Source organism: Kitasatospora sp. NPDC052868 (assembly GCF_044547105.1).
In the GTDB taxonomy this organism is placed as follows: Bacteria; Actinomycetota; Actinomycetes; order Streptomycetales; family Streptomycetaceae; genus Kitasatospora.
Map to the genome: position 1 here is coordinate 40,071 of NZ_JBITZW010000024.1, position 21,021 is coordinate 61,091.

Annotated in this window: 21 protein-coding genes and 1 pseudogene; 11 read left to right on the top strand and 11 right to left on the bottom strand. The window is 74.4% G+C overall.

Annotated elements, in window-relative coordinates:
- Positions 1-13 precede the first annotated feature (13 nt).
- Both ACIGZJ_RS29860 and ACIGZJ_RS29865 read left to right on the top strand, forming a co-directional pair.
- On the top strand, positions 14-688 hold the full coding sequence (locus ACIGZJ_RS29860; protein ID WP_396460168.1) for an ArsR/SmtB family transcription factor: 675 nt from the start codon (positions 14-16) through the stop codon (positions 686-688).
- The gene (locus ACIGZJ_RS29865) at positions 685-2,067 is read left to right on the top strand and encodes an MFS transporter (protein ID WP_396460169.1); all 1,383 of its coding nucleotides are present in this window, start codon (positions 685-687) and stop codon (positions 2,065-2,067) included. Before ACIGZJ_RS29860 ends, ACIGZJ_RS29865 begins: the two co-directional genes overlap by 4 nt.
- Before the next feature lie 97 nt (positions 2,068-2,164).
- Here the strand turns inward: ACIGZJ_RS29865 and ACIGZJ_RS29870 are convergent, their stop codons facing one another.
- Together ACIGZJ_RS29870 and ACIGZJ_RS29875 are read right to left on the bottom strand one after the other, a co-directional pair.
- Complete coding sequence (locus ACIGZJ_RS29870; RefSeq protein WP_396460170.1) at positions 2,165-2,959, bottom strand: DUF6629 family protein; 795 nt, start codon at positions 2,957-2,959, stop codon at positions 2,165-2,167.
- A 223-nt stretch (positions 2,960-3,182) separates the two neighbouring features.
- Positions 3,183-4,031 (bottom strand): annotated as a pseudogene (locus tag ACIGZJ_RS29875) (DMT family transporter); the annotation flags it as partial.
- A 360-nt stretch (positions 4,032-4,391) separates the two neighbouring features.
- Between ACIGZJ_RS29875 and ACIGZJ_RS29880 the strand changes: the two are divergent.
- The gene (locus ACIGZJ_RS29880) at positions 4,392-4,655 is read left to right on the top strand and encodes a dsRBD fold-containing protein (protein WP_392940326.1); all 264 of its coding nucleotides are present in this window, start codon (positions 4,392-4,394) and stop codon (positions 4,653-4,655) included.
- Between the two features lie 209 nt (positions 4,656-4,864).
- Here ACIGZJ_RS29880 and ACIGZJ_RS29885 read toward each other — a convergent pair whose 3' ends face one another.
- Positions 4,865-6,367, bottom strand: coding sequence for an MFS transporter (locus tag ACIGZJ_RS29885; protein ID WP_396460171.1), 1,503 nt, complete (start codon positions 6,365-6,367; stop codon positions 4,865-4,867).
- Positions 6,368-6,470: 103 nt separating this feature from the next.
- Here ACIGZJ_RS29885 and ACIGZJ_RS29890 point away from each other — a divergent pair, with 103 nt between their 5' ends.
- Positions 6,471-7,214: a TetR/AcrR family transcriptional regulator gene (locus tag ACIGZJ_RS29890; RefSeq protein ID WP_396460172.1), complete on the top strand. Its 744-nt coding sequence runs from the start codon at positions 6,471-6,473 to the stop codon at positions 7,212-7,214.
- A gap of 280 nt (positions 7,215-7,494) precedes the next feature.
- Here the strand turns inward: ACIGZJ_RS29890 and ACIGZJ_RS29895 are convergent, their stop codons facing one another.
- Both ACIGZJ_RS29895 and ACIGZJ_RS29900 read right to left on the bottom strand, forming a co-directional pair.
- Positions 7,495-7,938 (bottom strand): hypothetical protein, encoded by a 444-nt coding sequence (locus ACIGZJ_RS29895; RefSeq protein ID WP_396460174.1) that lies wholly within the window; start codon positions 7,936-7,938, stop codon positions 7,495-7,497.
- Between the two features lie 325 nt (positions 7,939-8,263).
- On the bottom strand, positions 8,264-9,166 hold the full coding sequence (locus tag ACIGZJ_RS29900) for an alpha/beta fold hydrolase (RefSeq protein ID WP_396460175.1): 903 nt from the start codon (positions 9,164-9,166) through the stop codon (positions 8,264-8,266).
- Positions 9,167-9,326: 160 nt separating this feature from the next.
- On the opposite strand from ACIGZJ_RS29900, the gene ACIGZJ_RS29905 reads away from it, so the two are divergent.
- The gene (locus tag ACIGZJ_RS29905; RefSeq protein ID WP_396460176.1) at positions 9,327-9,809 is read left to right on the top strand and encodes a MarR family winged helix-turn-helix transcriptional regulator; all 483 of its coding nucleotides are present in this window, start codon (positions 9,327-9,329) and stop codon (positions 9,807-9,809) included.
- 82 nt (positions 9,810-9,891) lie between these two features.
- On the opposite strand, the gene ACIGZJ_RS29910 is transcribed toward ACIGZJ_RS29905, so the two are convergent.
- Positions 9,892-10,245, bottom strand: a complete 354-nt coding sequence (locus ACIGZJ_RS29910; protein ID WP_396460177.1) for a hypothetical protein — start codon at positions 10,243-10,245, stop codon at positions 9,892-9,894.
- Between the two features lie 112 nt (positions 10,246-10,357).
- Entirely contained in the window at positions 10,358-11,278 is a 921-nt protein-coding gene (locus ACIGZJ_RS29915) for an AEC family transporter (RefSeq protein ID WP_396460178.1), read from the bottom strand.
- Positions 11,279-11,370: 92 nt separating this feature from the next.
- Here ACIGZJ_RS29915 and ACIGZJ_RS29920 point away from each other — a divergent pair, with 92 nt between their 5' ends.
- Positions 11,371-11,820, top strand: a complete 450-nt coding sequence (locus tag ACIGZJ_RS29920; RefSeq protein ID WP_396460179.1) for an HD domain-containing protein — start codon at positions 11,371-11,373, stop codon at positions 11,818-11,820.
- A 238-nt stretch (positions 11,821-12,058) separates the two neighbouring features.
- Here the strand turns inward: ACIGZJ_RS29920 and ACIGZJ_RS29925 are convergent, their stop codons facing one another.
- Positions 12,059-12,433, bottom strand: coding sequence for a transglycosylase SLT domain-containing protein (locus ACIGZJ_RS29925; protein ID WP_396460180.1), 375 nt, complete (start codon positions 12,431-12,433; stop codon positions 12,059-12,061).
- A gap of 602 nt (positions 12,434-13,035) precedes the next feature.
- Entirely contained in the window at positions 13,036-14,562 is a 1,527-nt protein-coding gene (locus ACIGZJ_RS29930; RefSeq protein WP_396460181.1) for a carboxyl transferase domain-containing protein, read from the bottom strand.
- 663 nt (positions 14,563-15,225) lie between these two features.
- Here ACIGZJ_RS29930 and ACIGZJ_RS29935 point away from each other — a divergent pair.
- Positions 15,226-16,287 carry an NAD(P)-dependent oxidoreductase gene (locus ACIGZJ_RS29935; protein ID WP_396460182.1) on the top strand — a complete coding sequence of 354 codons (1,062 nt, stop codon included), beginning with the start codon at positions 15,226-15,228 and terminating at the stop codon, positions 16,285-16,287.
- 46 nt (positions 16,288-16,333) lie between these two features.
- Here the strand turns inward: ACIGZJ_RS29935 and ACIGZJ_RS29940 are convergent, their stop codons facing one another.
- Both ACIGZJ_RS29940 and ACIGZJ_RS29945 read right to left on the bottom strand, forming a co-directional pair.
- Positions 16,334-16,756, bottom strand: coding sequence for a hypothetical protein (locus ACIGZJ_RS29940; protein WP_396460183.1), 423 nt, complete (start codon positions 16,754-16,756; stop codon positions 16,334-16,336).
- Positions 16,757-16,959: 203 nt separating this feature from the next.
- Positions 16,960-17,724 (bottom strand): maleylpyruvate isomerase family mycothiol-dependent enzyme, encoded by a 765-nt coding sequence (locus tag ACIGZJ_RS29945; RefSeq protein WP_396460184.1) that lies wholly within the window; start codon positions 17,722-17,724, stop codon positions 16,960-16,962.
- Positions 17,725-17,785: 61 nt separating this feature from the next.
- Between ACIGZJ_RS29945 and ACIGZJ_RS29950 the strand changes: the two genes are divergently transcribed.
- The 4 genes from ACIGZJ_RS29950 to ACIGZJ_RS29965 all read left to right on the top strand — a co-directional run bounded on the left by ACIGZJ_RS29950 (position 17,786) and on the right by ACIGZJ_RS29965 (position 21,011).
- A complete protein-coding gene (locus ACIGZJ_RS29950; RefSeq protein WP_396460185.1) occupies positions 17,786-18,712 on the top strand; it encodes a MerR family transcriptional regulator in 927 nt (308 codons plus the stop codon).
- 324 nt (positions 18,713-19,036) lie between these two features.
- Entirely contained in the window at positions 19,037-19,816 is a 780-nt protein-coding gene (locus ACIGZJ_RS29955) for a DUF2071 domain-containing protein (protein WP_396460186.1), read from the top strand.
- Positions 19,813-20,583, top strand: coding sequence for a class I SAM-dependent methyltransferase (locus ACIGZJ_RS29960; RefSeq protein ID WP_396460187.1), 771 nt, complete (start codon positions 19,813-19,815; stop codon positions 20,581-20,583). Before ACIGZJ_RS29955 ends, ACIGZJ_RS29960 begins: the two co-directional genes overlap by 4 nt.
- A complete protein-coding gene (locus ACIGZJ_RS29965; RefSeq protein WP_396460188.1) occupies positions 20,580-21,011 on the top strand; it encodes a hypothetical protein in 432 nt (143 codons plus the stop codon). The genes ACIGZJ_RS29960 and ACIGZJ_RS29965 overlap by 4 nt, the downstream gene beginning before the upstream one ends.
- Positions 21,012-21,021 lie beyond the last annotated feature (10 nt).

Below are 21,021 nucleotides of genomic sequence, written 5' to 3' on the forward strand. Positions count from 1 at the left end.
CTAGACTCCTGCCATGACCGAAGAAGCCCGGTGGCCGCACAGCCCCGACCCGCAGACCGATGTCGTCCTCGACGCCAAGGGCCTGCGGGCGCTGGCCCATCCCGTGCGCGTCCAACTGATCGGACTGCTGCGCCGACACGGCCCGTCCACCGCGACCAGGCTCGCCGAGCGGATGGGGCTGACCTCGGGGGCGACCAGCTATCACCTGCGCCAGCTCGCCGCGGCGGGGTTCGTCGCCGAGGACGCCGAGCGGGGCAACGCCCGTGAGCGCTGGTGGAAGTCCGTGCACCAGAGCACCTGGTGGACGGACATGGACCTGGCCGAACAGGAGCCCGCGGCCGCGCTCGGGTACATGCAGTCGATCGCCGCCGCGCACACGCTGATCATGCAGCGCGCGCTGAACTCCTTCGAGACCATGCCGCGGGACTGGCGGCATGCCACCAACCTCAGCGACTGGGCGCTGCAGCTCACGCCGGAGGAGGCGCGCAGCCTCTCGGCGGAGCTGGCGACGGTGATCGGGCGCTACCGCAAACCGGACGAGGCCGCACCCGAGGGGGCGGAGCGGGTCACGGTGGCCGTTCAGCTGCTGCCCGACCTGGAGGGCGGTCCGGGCGACCGCGCTGTCGATGACGACCGCGACCACGACCCCGACGACGAGCGCGACGCCGGTGGGGAGGTCCGGTCATGAGCACCGCCTCGACCACGGCCCCGGGTGTGGCGGCTCCGCGCAGTGCCCGGCCGCTGGCCGGCCTGCTCACCGCGATGGCGATCTCCCTGACGGGTACGCGGGTCTCGGCGATCGCCCTTCCGTGGTTCGTGCTCGCCACCACCGGCAGCGCCACCATGACAGGGCTGGTCGCCTTCGTCGAGATGACGCCGTATGTGCTGGTCAAGGCACTTGCCGGGCCGGTGATCGACCGGCTCGGTCCGCGCGTCGTGTCGTGGACGACGGACGCGGTGAGCGCCGTCGCGGCAGGGCTCGTCCCGTTGCTGCACGGCATGGGCCTGCTGCCGTTCTGGCTGCTGCTGGTGATGGTCGGGCTGATCGGCGCGGTGCGCGGCCCGGGGGACTTGGCCAAGGAGGTGATGGTCCCGGAGGCGGCGGACCACGCCCGGATCCCGCTGGAGCGGGCCACCGGTCTCGCCGGGGTCACCGAGCGGCTGGCCTCCACGATCGGTCCGGCGGTCGGCGGCGGGCTGATCGCGCTGCTCGGGCCGATGGCCGGTCTGACGGTCAACGCGATCGCCTTCGCCCTGGGTTCGGTGGTGATCGCGCTCGTGCTGCCCCGCGGTATCGGGCGTCCGGCGGTCGCGGTCCCGGATGTCCCGGCGGTCTCGGGGGTCTCGGCGGCGGACGATTCGGTGGCGGAGCAGGTGGGCTACTGGCGGATGTTCCGCGAGGGCTTCACCTTCCTGCGGGGTGAGCCGCTGCTGTTGACGGTGATCGTGATGATCGCGATCACCAACCTGCTGGACGCGGGATTCATGACGGTCCTGGTGCCGGTCTGGGCCAAGGAGTCGGGCGGCGGTCCGGCCGTGATCGGGCTGACCGGCAGCGCCTGGGGGATCGCGGCCGTCGCCGGAAGCGTGATAGCCGCGGCGGTCGCCCACCGGCTGCCGCGTCGGACGGTGTTCTTCGCCGGGTTCCTGCTCTGCGGGGCGCCGAGGTTCCTGGTCCTGGCTCTGGACGGGCCGATGTGGGCGGTGCTCGCGGTGTTCGCGGTGGGCGGTTTCGGGGCCGGGTTCCTGAACCCGATCCTCGGCGCGATCACCTTCGAGCGGGTGCCCCGACACCTGCTCGGCCGGGTCGGCGCCCTCGGTGACTCGCTGGCCTGGGCGGGCATCCCGCTGGGCGGCCTGCTCGCCGGCTCGGCGGTGGCCCTGGCCGGGCTGGTCCCCGCGCTGCTGGTGGCCGGCGGCCTGTACTTCGCCACCACCGCCGTGGCCGGGCTGCGGCCCGAGTGGCGCGAGATGGACCGCCTGCGCGGCAAGGGCCGGGCAGCCGCCGAGCTGATACCGGAGGCTCCGGCGGGCACACCGTCGGAGCGCCCCACGGTGGCGGCGTAGCCGTAGCCGCGGTGTGGGACCGTCGGCGGTCGGCGGTCGGCGGTCGGCGGTCGGCGGTCGGCGAGGGCGGGGACGGTGGCGCGTCGGGCAGGCGGGTTCAGGTGCTGCGCCGGCCGGACCACTGCAGCAGCACCACGCTGACCACCGCGGCCAGTGCGCACCAGGTCGACACGAAGGCCAGCTGCCACAGCACCGCGCAGACCGCGGCTCCGACACCGACGAGTACGCCGAGCCGCCGGAGCAGGCGGTCGCCGCTGACGAGCAGCGAGCCGACCGTGGCGAGCAGGTAGCCGGTCAGCAACAGGTCCGGGTGGGGGATGCCGATGCCGTAGGCGAGGGTGTGGCCGTGCTCCTGGGCCGTCACCGGGTGGGTCGCCACCGCCAATGCGAGCGGGCCGGAGACGAGCACGCCGAGCAGGGCGAACCCGGCGAGTGACGCCTGCCGCCGCCGGCCGGTGACAGCGTCCACCGGGCCGGCTGCGGGCCGGTCGCCTGCGGCGACTGCTCCGGCGGCCGTGGACCCTCCAGCGAGGGGAGGCAGGGCGGTGACGGTGGACCGTTCGTCGACGGGAGACCGGGCGGTGCTTGCGGCGCCGCCGTCGGCCGCCCCGGCGGCGCACCAGACCCCGGCCGGGACCAGCAGGGGCAGCAGCGGTAACGCGATCACCGCCCAGGCGGTGCGGGCCCAGGCGGCGGGTCCGGGGGCGAGATCGCCGTCCAGGCCGAACCAGACGGCGGCCTCGATCAGCTGGTGCAGGCCCAACACCAGCGGGAGCGCCGCCAGCGGCAGCCGCTCCGGGTGTCCGGTCCGGTGCGCCCGGACCAGGCACAGCACGCCGACGCCGGACACCAGGCCACCGGCGACCAGGTCCGCCTGCGCGCTCCAGCACATCCGCTCCTCCCGCCGGCTACCGGGGGCCCGGGCCGTCGTCGCCGACGCCGTCGTTGACACCGTCGACCTTTGTGCCGCGCGCCGTGCCGTCTGCTTCACGGTTCGCTTCACGGCTCGCTGCGCCGCCTGCGGTGTCGCCCGCGGTTCCGTCGGCGGTTCCGTCGGTGGTGTCGCCCGCGGTGGAGGCGCCGCCCTCGGCGGCCCCGCCGTCGCCGCCCTTGGTGGTGCTGCCGGGCATGGCCGGATGGCGTCCGATCACCACCACCCCGACCACGATCGCGACCAGACCGGCCGACTCCCAGGCCAGGGCACCCGGAGTGATCCGGAGCCGGTCGCCGAGGAAGGCGACCGCACAGGCGATGCCGGTGATCGGCTGCGCCGCCGTCAAGGCGGGCAGTGACATCCGCAGGGGTGCGGCCTCGAAGGCGCTCTGCACCAGCAGCAGTCCGACCACCCCCGCCCCCGCCACCGCGTACGGCTGCCAGGTCTGCAGCACCGCGCCCAGGCCGTCCTGGTCCAGGCGCTGCGCGGTGGCCCGGGTGAGCGCGTCCTGGAGGCCGTACAGCAGCCCGGCGGCCAGGGCGAGCAGCGTGGCCTCCTCGAACAGCGGCAGTCGGCGGGCCATCGAGACCAGCAGCAGGGTCAGGCCCACCACCGTCCCGAGCACCAGCCACTGCCGCAGCTCCCCGCCCGCCTCGCCGCCGCCGGTAGGGCGGCCGGCCACGATGAAGGCCGTCACACCGAGCGCGAGCAGCAGCACTCCGGCCCAGCCCGAGCGGCCGAGGCTCTGGCGGGTCAGCACACGCGACAGGGCCATCGCGAAGATGAGGTTGGTGGCGAGCAGCGGCTCGACCAGCGAGACCTCGCCCTGGTCCAGAGCGAGTGCGGAGAGGAGCAGGCCGCTGACCATGAAGCCGGTCCCCAGCAGCCATTCGGGCATCCGCAGCAGGTCGAGCAGCAGCCGCCAGTGCAGTAGGTCGGCACGCGGAGCCCGCTGCGCGGCGTGCTGCTGGAGGACGAATCCGAGACCCAGGCAGCAGGCGGCGCTCAGGGCGAGAAGGAAGACCGCCACGAAGGGACCACCCGAACGTTGCTGCCGGCGCCGCACCGGCGGTCCGGGGTTCGACAGCGGTCGCGGCGCGCTGTCGCCAGCCTACCGCCGGGGCGGTTTGCGGGCGGCTTGTCGGCGGCGGGCCGGCCGCGCTCGCGGCGCCTGCTCCACCGCGCCCGCTGCTGCGCCAGCCCGTCCGCTGGGCGCACCAGCGTCCGCCCGCCCGGCCCGTCCCGACCGCCGTGGTGCCCGCGCTTGCCGCGGTGGGCGGGGCGGGCGCACGCTGGTGTGAGCAGCCGCCACGGAGCAGGTATCCGTGCCGGGTGACCATCCGTGCCGGTCCGAGCAGGCACGGCGGGGGCCGGCGCCAGGAGGTGTGGCATGCACAACCAGTGGGATGTGGAGCTGAGCTTCGAGGAAGACGGTGTGCACACGGGATGTGACGCGAGGCTGACCGGCGCGAGGGCGCCGGGCCTGAGCGCCCACGGCGAGTCGATCAAGAGCGCGGACGACCGTCCGCTGGCCCGGATCGGCGAGGAGGTCGCGGCCTCCCGCGCCCTGGAAGCGCTGTCCCGCAAGCTGCGGGCGCAGGCCACCGGGGAGATCGAGGACGAGGGCCACCGGCCCGGCTACCTGATCTACTGACACCTGTACCTGCTCGAAAATACCCGTGCCTGCCGGTGCCTGCTGTTACCGGTACCTGATCCGCGGGCAAACGACCGGCCGGGCCGGGAACGACCGGCGCCGGCCGGCGGGGACGGCCTCCGGCCGGTCGCTCCGGCCGCGACCGGTGGAGCCGTTCCTCGCCGCGGTCGGCGGTCGGCGGTCGGCAGTCGCCGGTCAGCGGTCGGCGGTCAGCGCCGTGCGGCCGCGGCCCGGCCCGGTACGAACACCACCGCGATCAGTGCCGCGACGCCCATCAGCGCCGCGGTGACGACGAACGCCCGGTCGTACCCGGCCGCCAGCGCCGCCGGCGGGGTGTCGCCCGCCGCCGAGGCGTGTCGGGTGGCGCCCACGGCGAGGGCGGAGAGTACGGCGAGCCCGATGCTCCCCCCGCACTGGCGCCCGGCGTTGAGCAGGCCGCTGACCAGTCCGGCCTCGCGCGGGTCGACCCCCGAGGTGCCCATGGAGGTGTTGGCGACCATGCAGATCCCGACCCCGACGCTGGCCACCACCGAGGGTCCGACGAAGGCCTCCAGATAGCCCGAGTCCACGCCGAGTCCGCCGAACCAGAGCATCCCGAGGCCCGCCAGGAGCAGGCCACCGGTGAGGACGGTCCGGCTGCCGTACCGGGCGGTGAGGCGGCCGGCGACCATGCTGCCCGCCATCGTCCCGGCACAGAACGGCAGGAACGCGGCGCCGGCGGCCAGCGGGCCGTAGTGCAGCACGTTCTGCAGGTGCAGCGAGCAGAAGTAGAAGCCGACCAGCATCGAGGCGCCGATCAGCGTCACGACGAGGCTCGCCACCCAGGCCGTCCGGGCCCTCAGCACGCCCAGCCGAACGATCGGCGCCGAGGCGAACCGGGCCTCCCAGACCAGGAAGGCCAGGCCGAGCAGTACGGCCGCGGCGAGGGTGGCGACGGTCCGGGCCGAGCCCCAGGGGTGGCGGTCGGTTTCCATGAGCCCGTAGACCAGTGCCGTCATCGCGGCCGTACCGAGCGCCGCGCCGAGCACGTCCAGCCGCCCGGTGCGCGGCGGTCGGACGGCCGGGACGGACCGTACTGCCAGGACCAGCCCGGCCAGCACGATCGGGAGGTTGACGAAGAGCACCCAGCGCCAGTCGAGCAGGTCGGTCAGCAGTCCGCCGAGCAGGACGCCCAGCGCGCTGCCGCCCGCGGTCACCATCGACCAGATGCCCACCGCGCGGGCGCGGGCGGGGCCCTCGGCGAAGGTCACCATGATCAGCGTCAGGCTGATCGGCGCCAGCACCGCGGCCGCCACGCCCTGCCCGGCGCGGGCGGAGACCAGCTGGGCGGGAGTCTGGGCGAAGCCGCCGAGGACGGAGGCGAGGCCGAAGAGCAGCAGGCCCGCGAGCAGCGCGCGGCGGTGTCCGACCAGGTCGGCGATCCGGCCGCCGAGCAGCAGCAGCCCGCCGAAGGCGAGCGCGTAGGCGTTGACCACCCACGGGAGCGCGCCATCGGCGAAGCCGAGCGCCTCACCCATGGCGGGGAGCGCGATGTTCACGATGCTGGCGTCCAGCGTGACCATCAGCTGGCAGAGGCAGACGGTGAGCAGCACGAGGCCGCTCCGCCCGCCGGTACCGGCGGAGACGCGACCCGCGGCAGGGCCGGCGGGCGGAGCGGCCTTCGGCGTGCGGGCGCGGGCGGAGACGGTGCTGGGCGGTGCGGCTTCGGGCATGGCGACCTCCGATGCGAACATTGTTCGCGTAAGGTAAGCCTTACAAGTTGAATGGCGCAAGCGTCCCTGCTGGGAGGCCTGTGACGCGTGGCAGGATGGCGGAATGCCAGAGCAGAGCGGTTCGGTCGAGCACGCCGCATCCGTCGCCCACGCCGAGGACGGCGAGGCGTCCGAGGCGTCCGAGGCGTCCGAGCGGGGCCGGTACGGGCGCCGCCGCCCCCGGCCCGGGCTGACCACCGCAGGGGTGGTCGCAGCCGGCCGCCGGGTCATCGAGCGGGACGGTATCGAGCTGCTGACGATGCGCAGCGTCGCGACCGAACTCGGCACCGCCCCGGCCTCGTTGTACCGTCACGTGGTCGACCGCGACGCGCTCTTGCTGGCCGTACTGGAGCAGATCGCCGAGGGCCTGCCGGTCGAGGTGCCGGGTACCGGGCCGCGCGACCGGTTGCTGCGGCGGCTGCTCGACGCCCACACCTACATGGCCGGCCACGCCTGGGTGCTGCACATCCTGATCCGGGGTGAGCTGGTCGCCGAGAACGCCCTCGCCTTCACCGACGCCTGCCTGGCCGATCTGCTGGCCGCCGGGCTGTCACCGGCCCGCGCGGCGGCGGCGTTCCGCTCCTGCTGGCAGCTCGTCCTCGGCGAGCTCCTCTCCGAACACCCCGTCAGCCCGCCCCGCGAGCCCAACCAGCGCCGCACCGCCTTCGCCGCCGTGGACCCCGCCCGCCTCCCGGCCCTGGCCCGGGTCCTGTCCGACACCCCGTACGCGCGCCCGGGCGGCCGCTGCGACGAACTCCCGGCGGCCCTGGCCGCCCTGATCGACGGCCTGGCCGGCCCGGGGGAGTAGGGCTCTCGGCGGCTGCGGGTTGCGAGACCTGGGGTTCGGTGTGCGTCGTCAACGAGGGCGACCCGGTAAGGACGGTTCCGGGTTGCCGATGCGACCCGAGGCGGTCGGGTGGGTCCGGTCGTCCGCGCTCTGATGACCGGCCCGGGACCGCCGGCGTCGTGGTCGGGCTGACGGGCCTTCGGGATGCCGCAGCGGCCGTGGGCGCAAGGACGGGGTGGGAGTCGCCCTTGCGGTGACTCCCACCCCACGCCTGATCGACTGCTCCCCGTTCAGTGCCCGTCTACCAGGTGGCTCCGGCGCAGGCCGAGCTGGTGGTGGCGGTCAGCCGGTGGGTGTACCAGGAGAAGTCGGGGCGCTGCACCCCGGTCAGCACCTCGCAGCGGGTGCCCCACCCGGCCACGGAGACGTTGCGCCTGCCCCAGTCCTCCATCAGGTGCAGCTTCCCGTCGGTGCCCTTGTAGATGATGTTGATGTACAGGTTGCAGGTGGACTCGCCGGAGCGGACCGCGTTGGCGACCCAGGTCGTGCGGCTGGTGTAGCTGAACTTCGCCTCGACCCGGCAGCCGCCGGAGTAGTAGTGCACGTCGAAGTGCTGGTTGTTGAAGGTCACGCCCTCCGGGTATCCGGCGGCACTCGCACCTCCCGTGTTCGCCACGGCCAACCCCGCTGCCATGGCCAGGGCCAGCGCGGCCTTCTTCGCCACACCCATTTCCTGGTAACGCATTCTTCCCCCAAAGAAGAGGCTGTTCCCGTCGGGATGTTCAGATGGTTTCTCTGAAGTCCCGTATGGAGCAACGAAGTTGAGCATAATTTGAGCCCCGTGGGGCAAGCGGGAAAGCCCCCTCCGCTCATGGCGGGATCAGATTGACATCGGGAGAACAGGGGGGAACGATCACCGAGTTGTGGAGAGACCGGCCCAAGTGGAAGGTGAGTGAATCGCTTCCGCAGGTCTCCTCGACCCGACCGTCCCGGCCGAGCGCACGGAGGGTGGCCCGGTATCGGTGTGATCACCCCGCGCCGGGTGGGCGGGTGTGCCTGGTGGAGGAGGGTCACCCGTTGGGGGCGGCGAGGAACTCCGTGAGGTGGCGGTTCAGTTCGGCGGGGCGGGCCGTGGGGAGGGTGTGGTGGGAGACGCCGGGCAGGACGGTCACGGTGGCGGCGGGCAGGGCGGCGCGGGCCGCGTCCGCCGTGCGGCGGGCGTCGTGGGGGCGGCTGAGCTCGGCGATTAGGACCAGGGTCGGGGCGGCGAGGCCGTGTAGACGGGCCGGGGTCGGACGGGGACCGGTGACCGGGCGGGCGGCCGGGAAACCGGCGTGGCCCAGGGCGTACACCTCGCGCAGGCCGGCGTCGAGACCGCTGCCCCGGCTCTCCCAGTCCAGGTAGGAGCGGGCTCGGGCGGCCGTGCGGGGCAGCAGGAGGAGCGGGAGCACGCGCAGGAGGTACCCGGGGCGGAAGCCCGCGAAGCACTGGGTGGGGTCGAGCAGCGCGAGTCGGCCGACCCGGGCCGGGGCGTGCAGCGCGTACTCCAGGGCGATCCATCCGCCGTACGAGTGCCCGCAGAAGTCGGCGCTGCGGACGCCGAGCCCGTCGAGCACCGTGTCCAGCCAGGCCAGCAGCTCCGCCACCGAGCCGAGCGGGGGGCCGTCGAGGACGCTGCGCCCCGGGTCGCCGATCAGGTCGACGGCGAGGACGCGGTGGCCGGCGGCGGCGAGCGCCCCGACGTTGGCCGACCATGCGGTGGAGGTGGCGCCGCCGCCGTGCAGCAGGACCAGGGGGCGGCCGTCCCGTGGTCCGCAGGCGTTGACGCGGGTGGTGCCGTGCTTGGTCCGCACATCGAGGGCCTCGGCCGGGGCGGGCCAGCGGGCCAGGGCCGCGTCGTAGGCGGCGAAGAAGGCGGAGCCGGTGGAGTTGGCGGACTCGTTGGCGGAGGCCGTGGTCGGCGTGGTGGACATCGTGCCCTCCGGGGTGGCGTGTTTCCTCGTTGAACAACAATCTCGCTGAGCGAGAGAATAGTGGCACGGGCGGGGCCACGGGAAGGCGGTACGGAGGGAGGGGTCGGCACCGTGAAGAAGTAGCGTCGGGGGGACGTGGCGCCAGGGAGAGGACGACAAGGTGGAGAAAGCGGCTGAATCGGATGGACCGGACGGATCGGGCGAGCGGCTGCAGCTGGTCCATCTGCTGCGCGGGCTGACCGTCGAACTCGACCTCTTCGGTGCCGAGTTCGCCGGCCGCCACGGACTGCACCCGACCGACCTTCGGGCGCTGATCCACCTGTTGGACGCCGCCCGCGCCGGGACGGTGGTGACCCCGGGGCGTCTCGGTGACGCGTTGCGGCTGAACTCCGCGGGTACCACCGCCCTGGTCGACCGCCTGGAGCGACTCGGGCTGATCCGCCGCGAGCGGGACCCGGGGGACCGGCGCAAGGTCCGGCTGCTGGTGGAGGAGCAGGCGATGGAGCTGGGCGAGACCTTCTTCGGCCGGCTGATCGCCGACCTGGTCGCGGCGATGGGCCGCTTCGACCCGGCCGAGCTGGCCGCCGCCCGCCGGTTCCTGCTCGCCATGACCGAGGTGGTGGCCGCGGCGCGCGAGGAGTGAGCGCAGCTCAGGGCGGGTCGGGCCCGCCGTCGGCGTCGTCGGGCCCTGAGGCGGTGGTTCCGGTGGGGGCTCAGGCGGGGGTTCAGTCGAACCAGTGGTCCCCGCCGCAGTGCTCGCCGGGGTGGCCGTCGCGCAGCAGGCAGATCTCGGGCTCCTTCGGCGGCGGATCCTGGTCGTCCGGGTCGAGGACCGCGGGGCAGCGCGCCGCCTGCTCGACCAGGTACTCCGGCCAGGACACCCAGTAGAGGTCGAATCCGACGCCCTGCAACAGCGCGGAGTGGACGCCCTCGTGGCGGGTCATGAGATCGCACTGCAGGGTGGGCTCCATCATGAAGGCGCCCTGCGGGATCCGGTCGAAGTGGTCCAGGTCGGCCTTGGGGAGTGTGACTTGGGCCCGACACTGCTTCTCGTCGAAAGGCGGCAGGTACGAGGTCATGGCGGTCAGCATTCCACTCCGGGTGACGGGTGCAGGCGGTTTCCGTCATCTTGGGCCCGCGGGATGCCGGTCGCCCGCGGGCTGACGGGCGCCGTGCCGGTACCGGTGCCGGTCAGGCCAGCGCCCAGCTGATCGCCGAGAGGGTGACCATCGAGACCAGGGTGGAGCAGAGCACCGAGTCCCGGGCGAGCGCGGTGCCCCGGCCGTACTCGCGGGCGTAGACGAAGACGTTCTGCGCGGTGGGCAGGGCCGAGAACAGCACGACGGTGAGCAGCTGGTGGGCGGGCAGGTGCAGCAGGTAGGCCCCGACGGCGTACGCGGCGAGCGGCTGGACGAGGGTCTTGACCGCGACGGTCACCCCGACCTCCGCGAAGCGGGCGGACCCGGTGGCGGTCGGGCGGTTGTGCAGTGACATGCCGAGCGCCACCAGGGCGGTGGGCACACCCGCGCCGCCGAGCATTTCGCAGGACCGGTTCAGCTCGGCGGGCAGGTGCCATCCGGCGGCGGAGACCAGCGCGCCGAGGGCGACGGCCAGCAGTATCGGGTTGCGCAGCGGCAGGCGGAGCGCTGCCCGCAGACCCGTGGTCCCGGTGTCCAGGACGGTCAGGACGGCGGGCGTCACCAGCAGGATCTGGAACAGCACCACCGGGGCGACGAACGAGGCGTCGCCGAGCACCTGCATCGCCACCGGGATGCCCAGGTTGGCCGAGTTGACGTACCCGGCCGCCATACCGCCGATCGCCCGCTCGGCGACGCCCCGGCCGAACAGCAGGTGCGCGGCCAGGACCCCGAGGGCGGTGGCGAGCACCGTCCCGGCGGCGAAGGCCAGCATCGACGGGTTGGCGAAACGGCCCAGCGGCGTCCGCGCGATCATGACGAACAGGGCGGCGGGCATGGCCACATGGAAGACGAACCGGCCGAGCACCGCCTCCGCGTGCGGCCCGAGCAGCCCGCCGCGACCGACCAGGTAGCCGACCCCGGTGAGGGCCCAGACGGGGGCGAAGCCCGAGAGCAGCGGGTGGAGGCTGGGCATGGTTCCACGGTCCTTCCGGCAGATTCCGCCGTTACCAGCGCAGTCAACCAGGAGGCCGGACGAGGCCCGCAGGCAGGTCCTACGATGGGCCGGTGGAGTACCTGAGCCTGGCCGAGGTGGAGACGATCGCCCGGCGCGCCCATACCGGTCAGACCGACAAGAGCGGCCGCCCCTACACCGAGCACCTCGCCGCGGTCGCCGGCGGCACCGCGGCGCGCGGCGGCTCCGAGGAGCAGATCGCGGCCGGCTGGCTGCACGACGCGATCGAGGACGACGCGCTGACCAGGGAGTGGCTTGCGGAGGCGGCCCTCCCGGACACCACCAAGGCGATCGTCGACGCGCTCACCAAGCGCCCCGGCGAGCAGCCCGAGGAGTACGCCGCCCGCATCCTGGCCACCCCCGGGGCCCTGCTGGTCAAGCAGGCCGACCTGGCGCACAACTCCGACCCGGGCCGCCTGGCCGATCTGGACGCGGCCACCGCGGCCCGCCTCACCGCCAAGTACGCCCGGATGCGCGCCCTGCTGGGACTGCCGGGGGCCTGACGAGGCCGCTCCTCGACATGCCCGCCGGAGGTCGGCGGGTGGAGGGGTCTGCGGTGCCGCGGACGGCGACGGCCGGCACGGTGGACAGGTGCGGCCTCCGCGCGGGCACACACGAGGGGCCCGGCCCGCGCGGATCGCGCGCGGGCCGGGCCCCTCGGTCACCCCGGTGGTCCCTGTCCGACCCCCGGGGTGGCGGGGAGTGGTCTGGACGCGGGTGGGGTCTTGGTGATGTGGCGGCTTAGTACCAGTGGTGGTTCTGCCAGAACGACCAGGCGGCGTTCGGGCTGCCGTAGCGGCTGTTCATGTAGTCCAGCGCCCACTTGATCTGGGTCTTCGGGTTGGTCTTCCAGTCCGCGCCGGCCGAGGCCATCTTGGAGCCCGGCAGCGCCTGGGCCAGGCCGTACGCGCCCGAGCTGGGGTTGGTCGCGGTCACGTTCCAGCTGGACTCGTGGGAGATGATCTGGTTGAACGAGGCGAGCTGGTTCGCCGGCACGATCTGCGCCGCGATCGCCTGCGGGGACAGCGTGGCGGCCGAGGCGGTGGCGGGCACCAGGCCGGCGCCCAGGGCGGTCAGACCGGCGGCGCCGGCAAGAAGTGCGGCGGAAGTGCGCATACGGAGCTTGAAAGCGGGCATGAAGAAGAAGACCTCAATCAGGTTGGGCCGGTGTCATGCCCCGTTCCGATCCGCGGCCGGACAGGGGCCAATGCGGATCACGGGGCGTGACTCGGCTAAGAGCCGCAGCCCGGCGGGACAGGTGCCGGTGCGGCTGACGACTGAGCCATTGTTGGCAGACGGCAGGGGCCGTCGCCAAGAGCCCTCTGCTACGACCCGCCGTCGTACGCGGCCGCCGTGCCGTGGATTCGAAGGGCTCCGGGCGGGCGTGCTGCGCCGGGCCGATAGTTCGTGCTGCCCACCACTACCGCGCGTCGTGGCGGGCAATTGCATGTGAGCGCACTCACCGGGCGGCCCTGCCCGGCCATCACCGGCCGACGCGGCGCCGCCACACCGGGTACAGACGATCTGTCCGGCGCTGAGACGGGGGCCACACCGGTACCGACGAATGCCAGGCGCCGTGCTGAGACCGGGGCCACACCGCGGACCGGGCGCAGGCGTCGGGTCGGCCGTAGTGGATCGGTCGTATCGGCTCGGCCGAGGTGGGTCGGCCGCATCGGCTCGGCCGGGGCGCGACTGGCGCGGGCCCCCCGGTGGAGACGTCAGCGGGTGAGTACGTCCCCCAGCCGCCGGTGCCGCAGCGCCCGGGCGGCCAGGCGGTCCGCCTCCGGCACGCCGGCCAGCCCGTCGAGCGCAGCTCCGACCGAACGGCCGAGCCGCTCGCAGAAGGCCGCGGGCTCCTCGGCGGCGTCGGGTCGCTCGGGGACGACGGTGTCCACCAGACCGACCTCCGCCAGGTCGAAGGCGCCGATGCCCTGCGCCCGGGCGAGCTCGGCGGCGTGCGCGCCGTCCCGGTGGACGATCGCGGAGGCGCCCTCCGGCGGCAGCGGCGCCAGCCAGGCGTGCTCGGCGGCGAGGACCCGGTCGGCGGGCAGCAGGGCGAGCGCGCCGCCGCCCGACCCCTGGCCGAGCAGGACGGCCAGGACCGGGGTGCGCTGCGCGAGCAGGGTGGTCAGGCAGTGCGCGATCTCGATCGCCACCCCGTCGAGCTCGGCCTGGGCGGACAGCTCCGCGCCGGCCGTGTCCACCACGGTCACCAGCGGCAGGCCGAGCTGTTCGGCGAGGCGGGCGGTCCGTCGGACGGCGCGCAGGTCGGCGGCGGTGAAGGGGCGCTCCCGGTCGGCGGCGGCGCGCTCCTGCCCGACCACCAGGACGGGGTGTCCGTGCAGCACGGCGAGTGCCCGCACCAGAGCACCGTCCCGGCCGCCGGGCGCGTCCAGCAGGACCAGCTCCTCGGCGGCCCGGCGCAGCAGCTCGCGGGTGCCGGGCCGGTCGGGGCGGCGGGTGCGCTGCACGGAGTCCCAGGAGTCGGGGGAGCCGGGGCCCGTCGGGCGGACCGCCCGCGACGCGCCCTTCTCCTCTTTCCCCGTCCCCTTCTCCTCTGCCCGTGTCGGACCAGGCCCCGGCCCCCGGGTCAGTACGGACAGCGAGCGCCGCAGCACCTCCCGCAGTTCCTCCGGCGCCACCACGGCGTCCACCAGCCCGCGCCCGGCCAGCGTCTCGGCCCGCTGCACGTCCGCCGGCAGCTCCACGCCGCGCAGCTCCTCGTAGACGCGCGGTCCGAGGAACCCGAGCCGGGCCCCCGGCTCGGCGAACACCAGCTGCCCGAGCGTCCCCCAGGAGGCGAAGACCCCGCCCATCGTGGGGTTGCGCAGATAGGTGAGGTACGGCAGCCCGGCGGCCCGGTGCGCCTGGACGGCGGAGGTGATCCGCAGCATGCAGAGGAACGCCGCCGACCCCTCCTGCATCCGCGTGCCGCCCGAGACCGGCAGCGCGACCAGCGGCAGGCGCTCGGCCGTCGCCCGCTCCACGGCCCGGGTGATCCGCTCGGCCGTGGCGACCCCGATCGATCCGCCGAGGAACCCGAACTCGGAGGCCACCAGGGCCACCGCCCGACCGCCGATCAGTGCGGCCCCGGTGACCACCGCCTCGTCCACCCCGGTCCGCTCCCGGGCCCGGTCGAGTGCCGTCCGGTACCCCTCGTCCGCCGGCTCGGCCCCGGTCGGCTCGTCCCAGCCCTGGAAGCTCCCCGGATCCACCAGCAACCCGATCAACTGATGTGCGGTCAAGCCGGTTGAACTTCCCGTAGCCATCGCCCTGCCCACCCCAGACGCCGTCGCACACCGGACAAGATCCACCCTACGCACCCCGGCCGTGCCCGGCGGTGGGCAACGTGCGGGTGTGAGCAGCCTGACAGCGTCGGCCGCGCGGGCTCTCCCACCGGGCGAGGGCGTCGGCGACCTCACAACAGGGGCAACGGCCCGGTCCGTCATCGCCTGCTGGGAGCAGGCGGGCGGGAGGCCTGCCGGCAGGTCACCGGCCCGGCCCGGCACGTCGGACGGTCAGCATCGTAGGCGGCACCGGAGACGTCCAGTACCCGGAGCGGGTTCGAATCCGCGGTCCTTGTTTCCACCGGAAGCCCCTTTCGACGTTTGCTTCTGCCCGGTCATTGCACCGGGACGGGTGGCAATCACCGGGCAGGGACGTTCCTGCCCGCGTGTCGTGGACCCCGGGTGCGGCCGTGGCCGGTCGGCGACCGGACCGTGGTGGAGGTCGGCGGTCGGTTCCTCGTGACGAGGAAGTCGGCCGTGGTGGACGCGCCCGAGGTGGCGTCCGGCTCGCACCGGTCCCCGGGGACAGCCGACAGTCGGCCGTCGATTCGCGAGGCCCCCGGGCGCCCGGTGGGCCCGGGGCGCGCAGTAGGGTCCGTGCGGGGAGAGGGGGTTGCCGGCATGGAGCGGGCCCGAGTGCTGTTGCTGGACGTGGCCCCCGGCGATTTGCTGGGCCGCGAGCTGGAGCGCCTGCTCGGCCACGGACTGGCCGTCACGCTGAACCTGCGGCGGGTGGCCGACCCCGCCGGGGTGCGGGCCGCCTGGACCGGTCGGGTGGACTTCACCGACGTCGACGGCTTCGACCAGCCCGCGCTGATCGCCGAGACCGTCCGGGGCGGGATCGGTTACCACGCGGTCAAGTCCCGGGCCGGGGTGCCGTTGCGCGCCGCGTTCCTCGCGGCGGCCACCGCTCCCGCGCTGGCCAACCGGCTCCGGGTGATCGGCCGGGCGGGGGCCGGCACCGACCATGTCGAGCTGGCGGCCGCCGCCCGGCACGGGGTCGCCGTCACCCATACCCCGGCCTCCAACGCGAACGCGGTCGCCGAGTTCGCCCTGGCCCAGCTGTTCGCCGTGACGCGATCCCTCGTCGCTCACAACGCGTCCGCACACCAGGGCAGTTGGTCCCCGCAACTGACACCCGCGGTGGAGCTGTCGGAGCTGACCCTGGGCATCGTCGGCCTGGGGCGGATCGGCCGGGCGCTGGCCGACCGGGCGACCGCCCTGGGCCTGGCGGTCCAGGGCTTCGCGCGGACGCCCGCGGAGCCGGGCGGGGTGCCGCAGGTCGCCTCCCTCGCCGCGCTGTTGGCGACCAGTGACGTGGTCTCCCTGCACCTGCCGCTCACCGCGCAGACCCGGGGCCTGATCGGCCGCTCGGAGCTGGCGCTGATGCGGCCGGGGTCGATCCTGCTGAACACCGCCCGCGGCGGGATCGTCGACGAGCAGGCGCTGGCCGACGCGCTGCGCGACCCCGCGCACCCGCTCGCCGCAGCCGCCGTCGACACCTTCGAGCACGAGCACGCCGCCTTCGCCTCACCGCTGTTCGGCCTGCCCAACGTCCTGCTGACCCCGCACGTCGCCGGAATGACCCGGACCGCGATGGCCACGGCGGCCCTGCGCTGCGCGGACCACATCGCGGCCCTGCTCGCGGGCCGCCCGGCCGGGGTGCCCGTGGTGACGGTGTGACAACCTTCGCGGCCCTCGTTCCGTCAGGCGGATCGGTGGGCGGAGCTCAGCGCATCCAGTCACGGGTTTCGACACCTGTGAAGGCGTTCCAGGCGCGGCAGTAGTCACGAGACCGCGGGCCTACGGCCGCCCAGACGGAGGTGAGGTCGAATCCCTTGTCCCAGGCGTTCAGCAGCGCCTCAAAGAATCCGGTGGCAATGGCGTTCCCGTCCTCCTCACCACCGTTCGCCAGGGTCTCCTCCAGGAGCTGGAACAGTTGCCGGGTCTGCTCGTCGGTGAACTCGGCCGCGTGCTCGGCGAAGACGCCTCCCAGCGTGCCCAGCCGAAGCGTCAACGGCGGCACGTCGTCCCCGTCCGCCGAGACCGTCTCTGCCGCGGGACCTCGCCAGCTCTCAACATCGGCACGGTCGGCAGCCGCCAGGATGCCGTTGATGCCTATCAGTTCTTCCCACCACGACGGGGTCGCCACGTGTGACCTCTCCTCTTGCCTGTACCGAGCCAGGCCCCACTATCCCCCACGAGGCCGCTGGTAGCGCCAGACGGCGTGACCACGATCAGCCGGACAGGGCCCACGTGCCCGCCGAGTCCGAGCCGGGCCACGGAGCAGGAAGTCGGTCTCGCCGACTTCCTGCTCCAGCGGCGGTCCAGGGGCGGCCGCGGGCCGGGCGGACCCTAGAAGGCGGTGTGGGTCAGCCAGTGGTCCAGTAGGGCGTGGTCGCCCCTTACTGCCACCCGGTCGTGATCCGGGGGGAGGCGGCGGGAGAGGAGCAGCATGAGGTCCGCCAGCGTTGCGGATACCACCACGTCGGCGTTGACCGGTCCGCGCTTCCACCGTACGGCCTCGGGTGTCCTGGTGACCGTCCAGCCGTCCGTGGAGGGCGGCCGGAAGCCGAGCCGCTCGCCGTGGCCGCGGAGTTCGGCGACCGCCGGTCGGATCGCCGCGAAGGCGGGTGTGGACAGCAGGTCCAGGTGTTCGGCGATCACGTCGGCCGCGAGGTCCTCGGCGATCGCGTACGCGGTGTCCGTCGCGAGCGCCGCGTCGTAGTGGTGGACGCAGGTGTCGCTGAGCACCCTGCGCAGCCAGAAGGCCGCGGGCTGCGGCCCGATGAAGGTGGGCAGCGGGGTGTCCGCGCCGGTCCGCCGGATCGCGCCGATCAGCTCCTCCGCCCCCTCGTGCAGCCACCGGGCCCACCCGTCCGGGCTGCCGGGGTCGGCCTCCTGCGGGTCGGGGACGGGCAACTGCTCGCGCCTGCGGACGAGTTCGGCGGCCCACCGGTGTTCCTGGCCGACGTGTCCGACGAGGGTGCGCAGTGGCCACTGCGGGCAGCTGGGCACCCGCGTGTCCGGGGCCCTGCCGGCGACCGCGCGGCCGAACACCTCGGTCTGCTCCCGCAGGCCCTCCACGAGCCGTGCGGTGTCCAGCGTCGACGTCATCATGAACGCTCCTCTCAGGGGGTGACGCCGGTACGGTAGGACCTCCAGCCTGGTGGAGGTTCAAGTGCCTTTGCTCGATGGGACGCTGGGGATCGGCGACCTGGCGCGACTGACCGGTGTACCGGTGCGGACCATCCGCTTCTACTGCGACGAGGGCATCGTCGACTCGGTGCGCAGCACGGGCGGGCACCGCAGGTTCGACCCGGCGGCCGTGGAGCGGCTCGGCCTGGTCAGGCGGCTGCGCGGGCTCGGGCTGGGGCTGCCCTCGGTCAGGCGGGTGCTGGACGGCGAGCGCTCCCTGGCCGAGGTGGTGGCGGCCGAGCGGGCCGCGCTGGACGTGCGGCTCGCGGACCTGTCCTGGCGGCGGGCCTCGCTGCGCGCGGTCGAGGAGGCCGGACCGGCGGACCGGGCCGGCCGGCTGGAGCTGCTGGCCGCCGTGGAGAACGGGGGCGCCGCCCGGGACGCGCTGGTCGACTTCTGGAGACGCGCGATGGTCGCCCCGGTGCCGGAGGCGGTGTTCGGCGCGCTGGTGGCGATGACCGTGCCCGAGCCGCCCGCCGACCCGACCCCGCCGCAGGTGGTCGCGTTCGCCGAGCTGTTCGCCCTGGCCGGCGATCGGACGCTGACCCGCCTCCTGCTGGCCATGGCGCGGGAGAACGCCGAACTGGTCGCCGACCAGGCCGAGCTGATGAACGGGATCGGTGAGGCGTGCGCGCTGGCCCGGCCCCTGGTGCAGGCGGGGGAGCCGCCCCGGGCGGGGCCCGCGCTCGACCGGTTCGTCGCGGCGCACGCCTCGGTGCGCGGCGGCGGCGACACCCCGCGGTTCCGGGGGCGGCTGCTGGCCCGGCTGGCCGCCGACCGCGATCCGCGGATGCGCCGCTACTGGCGGCTGGTGGCCGAGGCCGGCGGCGATCCGGCCACCCTCGGCGCGTCCCACCTGTGGCTGAGCGACGCCCTCGAACGCTCGGTGGGTCAGGGCCGGACGGCGTGATCGGGGCGCCGTGATCGGGACGAACCGGTCCGGACGCCGAGATCGGGACGAACCGGTCCGGATCGCGGAGATCAGGGCTCCCGGCCCACCGCTCCGACCTGGCAGGGAAGCACCGGCCGCCCACAGAGTTGAACATGTTCAAATCGTTCGCCATGATGAGGCCCGGCAGGGAACGGGCCTCCGACCACGAAGGTCCCGGCCGCCCTGTGGTGCCCCGGCGCGGCCGGCGCCGGTGACCGCCCCCTGCCCCGGGGCGTCCGCCGGCCGGTCCGACCGCCCCTCGCGCGCTTCCCCACCGCACCACCCGACCCCGAGGAGCCGGCCGTGAGACACCTGCTGCAACGCCACCCCTTCCCGATGCGGACCCGTTTCGCGCACTCGCTGGTCCTCACCTACGCGCTGCCGCCGGAGCTGCTCGCCCCCCTGGTGCCCCCCGGGCTCGACCTGGACACCTACACCGCCCCGGACGGCACCGAGCACGGATTCGTCGCCGCGGCCCTGGTGGACGTCCGAGGGCTGCGCCCGGCCGGGCTGCCCGCCCGGTTCGGCGGCGACTTCGTGCTCACCGGCTACCGGGTCTTCACCCGCTTCCCGACCCCCGGCGGGCGGACCATGCGCGGCCTGCGCATCCTCCGCAGCGACACCGACCACCGGCTGATGGCCGCCGGCGGCAACCTGTTCTCCCGCTACAACTACCGCCTCGCCCGGATCGGCACCCGGGTGGTCGGCGACCACCTGGAGTTCAAGGTGCTGAGCGGCGACGGCCGCGCCGACCTCCAGGTCCGGGCGGACCTCGCGGGCGGTCCGGCCCCGCTGCCCGCCGGCAGCCCCTTCGCCGACGCGCGCGCCGCCCGACGCTTCGCCGGTCCACTGCCCTACACCTTCGAGTACGAGCCGCAGACCCGGTCCATGATCGTGGTGAAGGCCGTCCGCACCCGGTGGGAACCGGTGCCGGTGCCGGTCGAGGTGTCCCGGCTGACGTTCTTCGACCACGGCCCGCTCGCCGGGAGCACACCGCGGCTCGCCAACGCCTTCCACGTCGCGGACGTCGACTACGGCTGGGAGGCGGGCAGCCGCCGCGCGCTGACGGGGGCGGCCCGGTGACCGGCACGACCGCCCGGCCGGAGCAGCGGTTCTCCGGAGTCGCCGAGGTCACCAGGTTCAACTGGCCGCTCTACGCCGCGGGGGCGCTCACCGCGGCCGCCGGCTGGGGGCTCTCCCGGCGGCTCACGGGGGCGCCCGCCGCACTCGCGCGCACCGGCGCGCTGGGCGCGGCCGGCCTGCTCGCCACCAGCACGCTCGCCACCTGGTGCGTCTACGACCGCTCCGAGCTGCGCTCCTTCGACTGGCTGCCGGACCTCCTGCCGGACGGCCCGGGCGACCACCTGGTCGTCTCCACCGGGCTCGACGAGGCGAGTGGGCCGCTGGCCGCCCGCTGGCCGGACGGCAGGCAGCTGATCGCCGACCTCTTCGACCCCGAGCGGATGACCGAGGGCTCGATCCGCCGCGCCCGCCGCCGGGTGCCGCCCGCCCCCGGCACCCGGCCCGGACGCCCGGACGCCCTGCCCGCCGCGAGTGCGTCCGTGGACACCGTCGTCTGCCTCTTCGCCGCCCACGAGCTGCGCCGCCCCGCCGACCGGACGGCCCTGTTCGGCGAGTGCGTGCGGGCGCTGCGCCCCGGCGGCACGCTGCTGCTGGTCGAGCACCTGCGCGACCCCGCCAACACGGCCGTGTACGGGCCCGGCGCCTGGCACTTCCTGTCGCGCGGCACCTGGCTGGGCCACGCCGCCGAGGCCGGGCTGCGGACGGCCGGCGAGCGCCGGATCGCCGGCCTGGTCAGCGCGTTCGCCTTCCGAAAGGCCGCCTCGTGAACGAGCTGCTGTCGATGGAGGGGCAGTTGCGGCTGGTCGGCGCCGTCCTGGTGGGACTCGGCCTGTTCCACGCCCTGCTGCCGAAGGTGATCGGCTGGCCCGTCGACCTGGCCGGTACCAGCCTGCTGACCCGCCAGGTCTCCTACGCCCACCTGTTCTTCATCGCGCTGACCTGCGTCCTGCTCGGGCTGCTGCCGCTCTGCCTGGCACCGGACCTGCTGGCCGGCACACCGCTCGGCACCGCGCTGCTGGCCGGGCAGGTGCTCTTCTGGGGGATCCGCTGGATCCTGGAGTTCGCCTACTTCTCGCCCGCGCTGTGGCGCGGCGACGCCCTGCGGACCGCCGGCCACGTCGCGCTCTCCCTGCTGTGGACCTGGGTCACCGCGGTCTTCGCGACGGGCCTGTGGCAGGCGCTGCGGACGGGCTGAGGCCCGCGGG

Bases quoted from the DNA above. Each gene is read 5' to 3' on its own strand.
- ACIGZJ_RS29885 (WP_396460171.1), bottom strand. From the start codon at position 6,367: ATGCCCGAAGCCGCACCGCCCAGCACCGTCTCCGCCCGCGCCCGCACG.
- ACIGZJ_RS29865 (WP_396460169.1), top strand. From the start codon at position 685: ATGAGCACCGCCTCGACCACGGCCCCGGGTGTGGCGGCTCCGCGCAGT.
- ACIGZJ_RS29935 (WP_396460182.1), top strand. From the start codon at position 15,226: ATGGAGCGGGCCCGAGTGCTGTTGCTGGACGTGGCCCCCGGCGATTTG.
- ACIGZJ_RS29910 (WP_396460177.1), bottom strand. From the start codon at position 10,245: ATGACCTCGTACCTGCCGCCTTTCGACGAGAAGCAGTGTCGGGCCCAA.
- ACIGZJ_RS29945 (WP_396460184.1), bottom strand. From the start codon at position 17,724: ATGATGACGTCGACGCTGGACACCGCACGGCTCGTGGAGGGCCTGCGG.
- ACIGZJ_RS29925 (WP_396460180.1), bottom strand. From the start codon at position 12,433: ATGCGCACTTCCGCCGCACTTCTTGCCGGCGCCGCCGGTCTGACCGCC.
- ACIGZJ_RS29900 (WP_396460175.1), bottom strand. From the start codon at position 9,166: ATGTCCACCACGCCGACCACGGCCTCCGCCAACGAGTCCGCCAACTCC.
- ACIGZJ_RS29880 (WP_392940326.1), top strand. From the start codon at position 4,392: ATGCACAACCAGTGGGATGTGGAGCTGAGCTTCGAGGAAGACGGTGTG.
- ACIGZJ_RS29860 (WP_396460168.1), top strand. From the start codon at position 14: ATGACCGAAGAAGCCCGGTGGCCGCACAGCCCCGACCCGCAGACCGAT.
- ACIGZJ_RS29895 (WP_396460174.1), bottom strand. From the start codon at position 7,938: ATGCGTTACCAGGAAATGGGTGTGGCGAAGAAGGCCGCGCTGGCCCTG.
- ACIGZJ_RS29890 (WP_396460172.1), top strand. From the start codon at position 6,471: ATGCCAGAGCAGAGCGGTTCGGTCGAGCACGCCGCATCCGTCGCCCAC.
- ACIGZJ_RS29915 (WP_396460178.1), bottom strand. From the start codon at position 11,278: ATGCCCAGCCTCCACCCGCTGCTCTCGGGCTTCGCCCCCGTCTGGGCC.
- ACIGZJ_RS29870 (WP_396460170.1), bottom strand. From the start codon at position 2,959: ATGTGCTGGAGCGCGCAGGCGGACCTGGTCGCCGGTGGCCTGGTGTCC.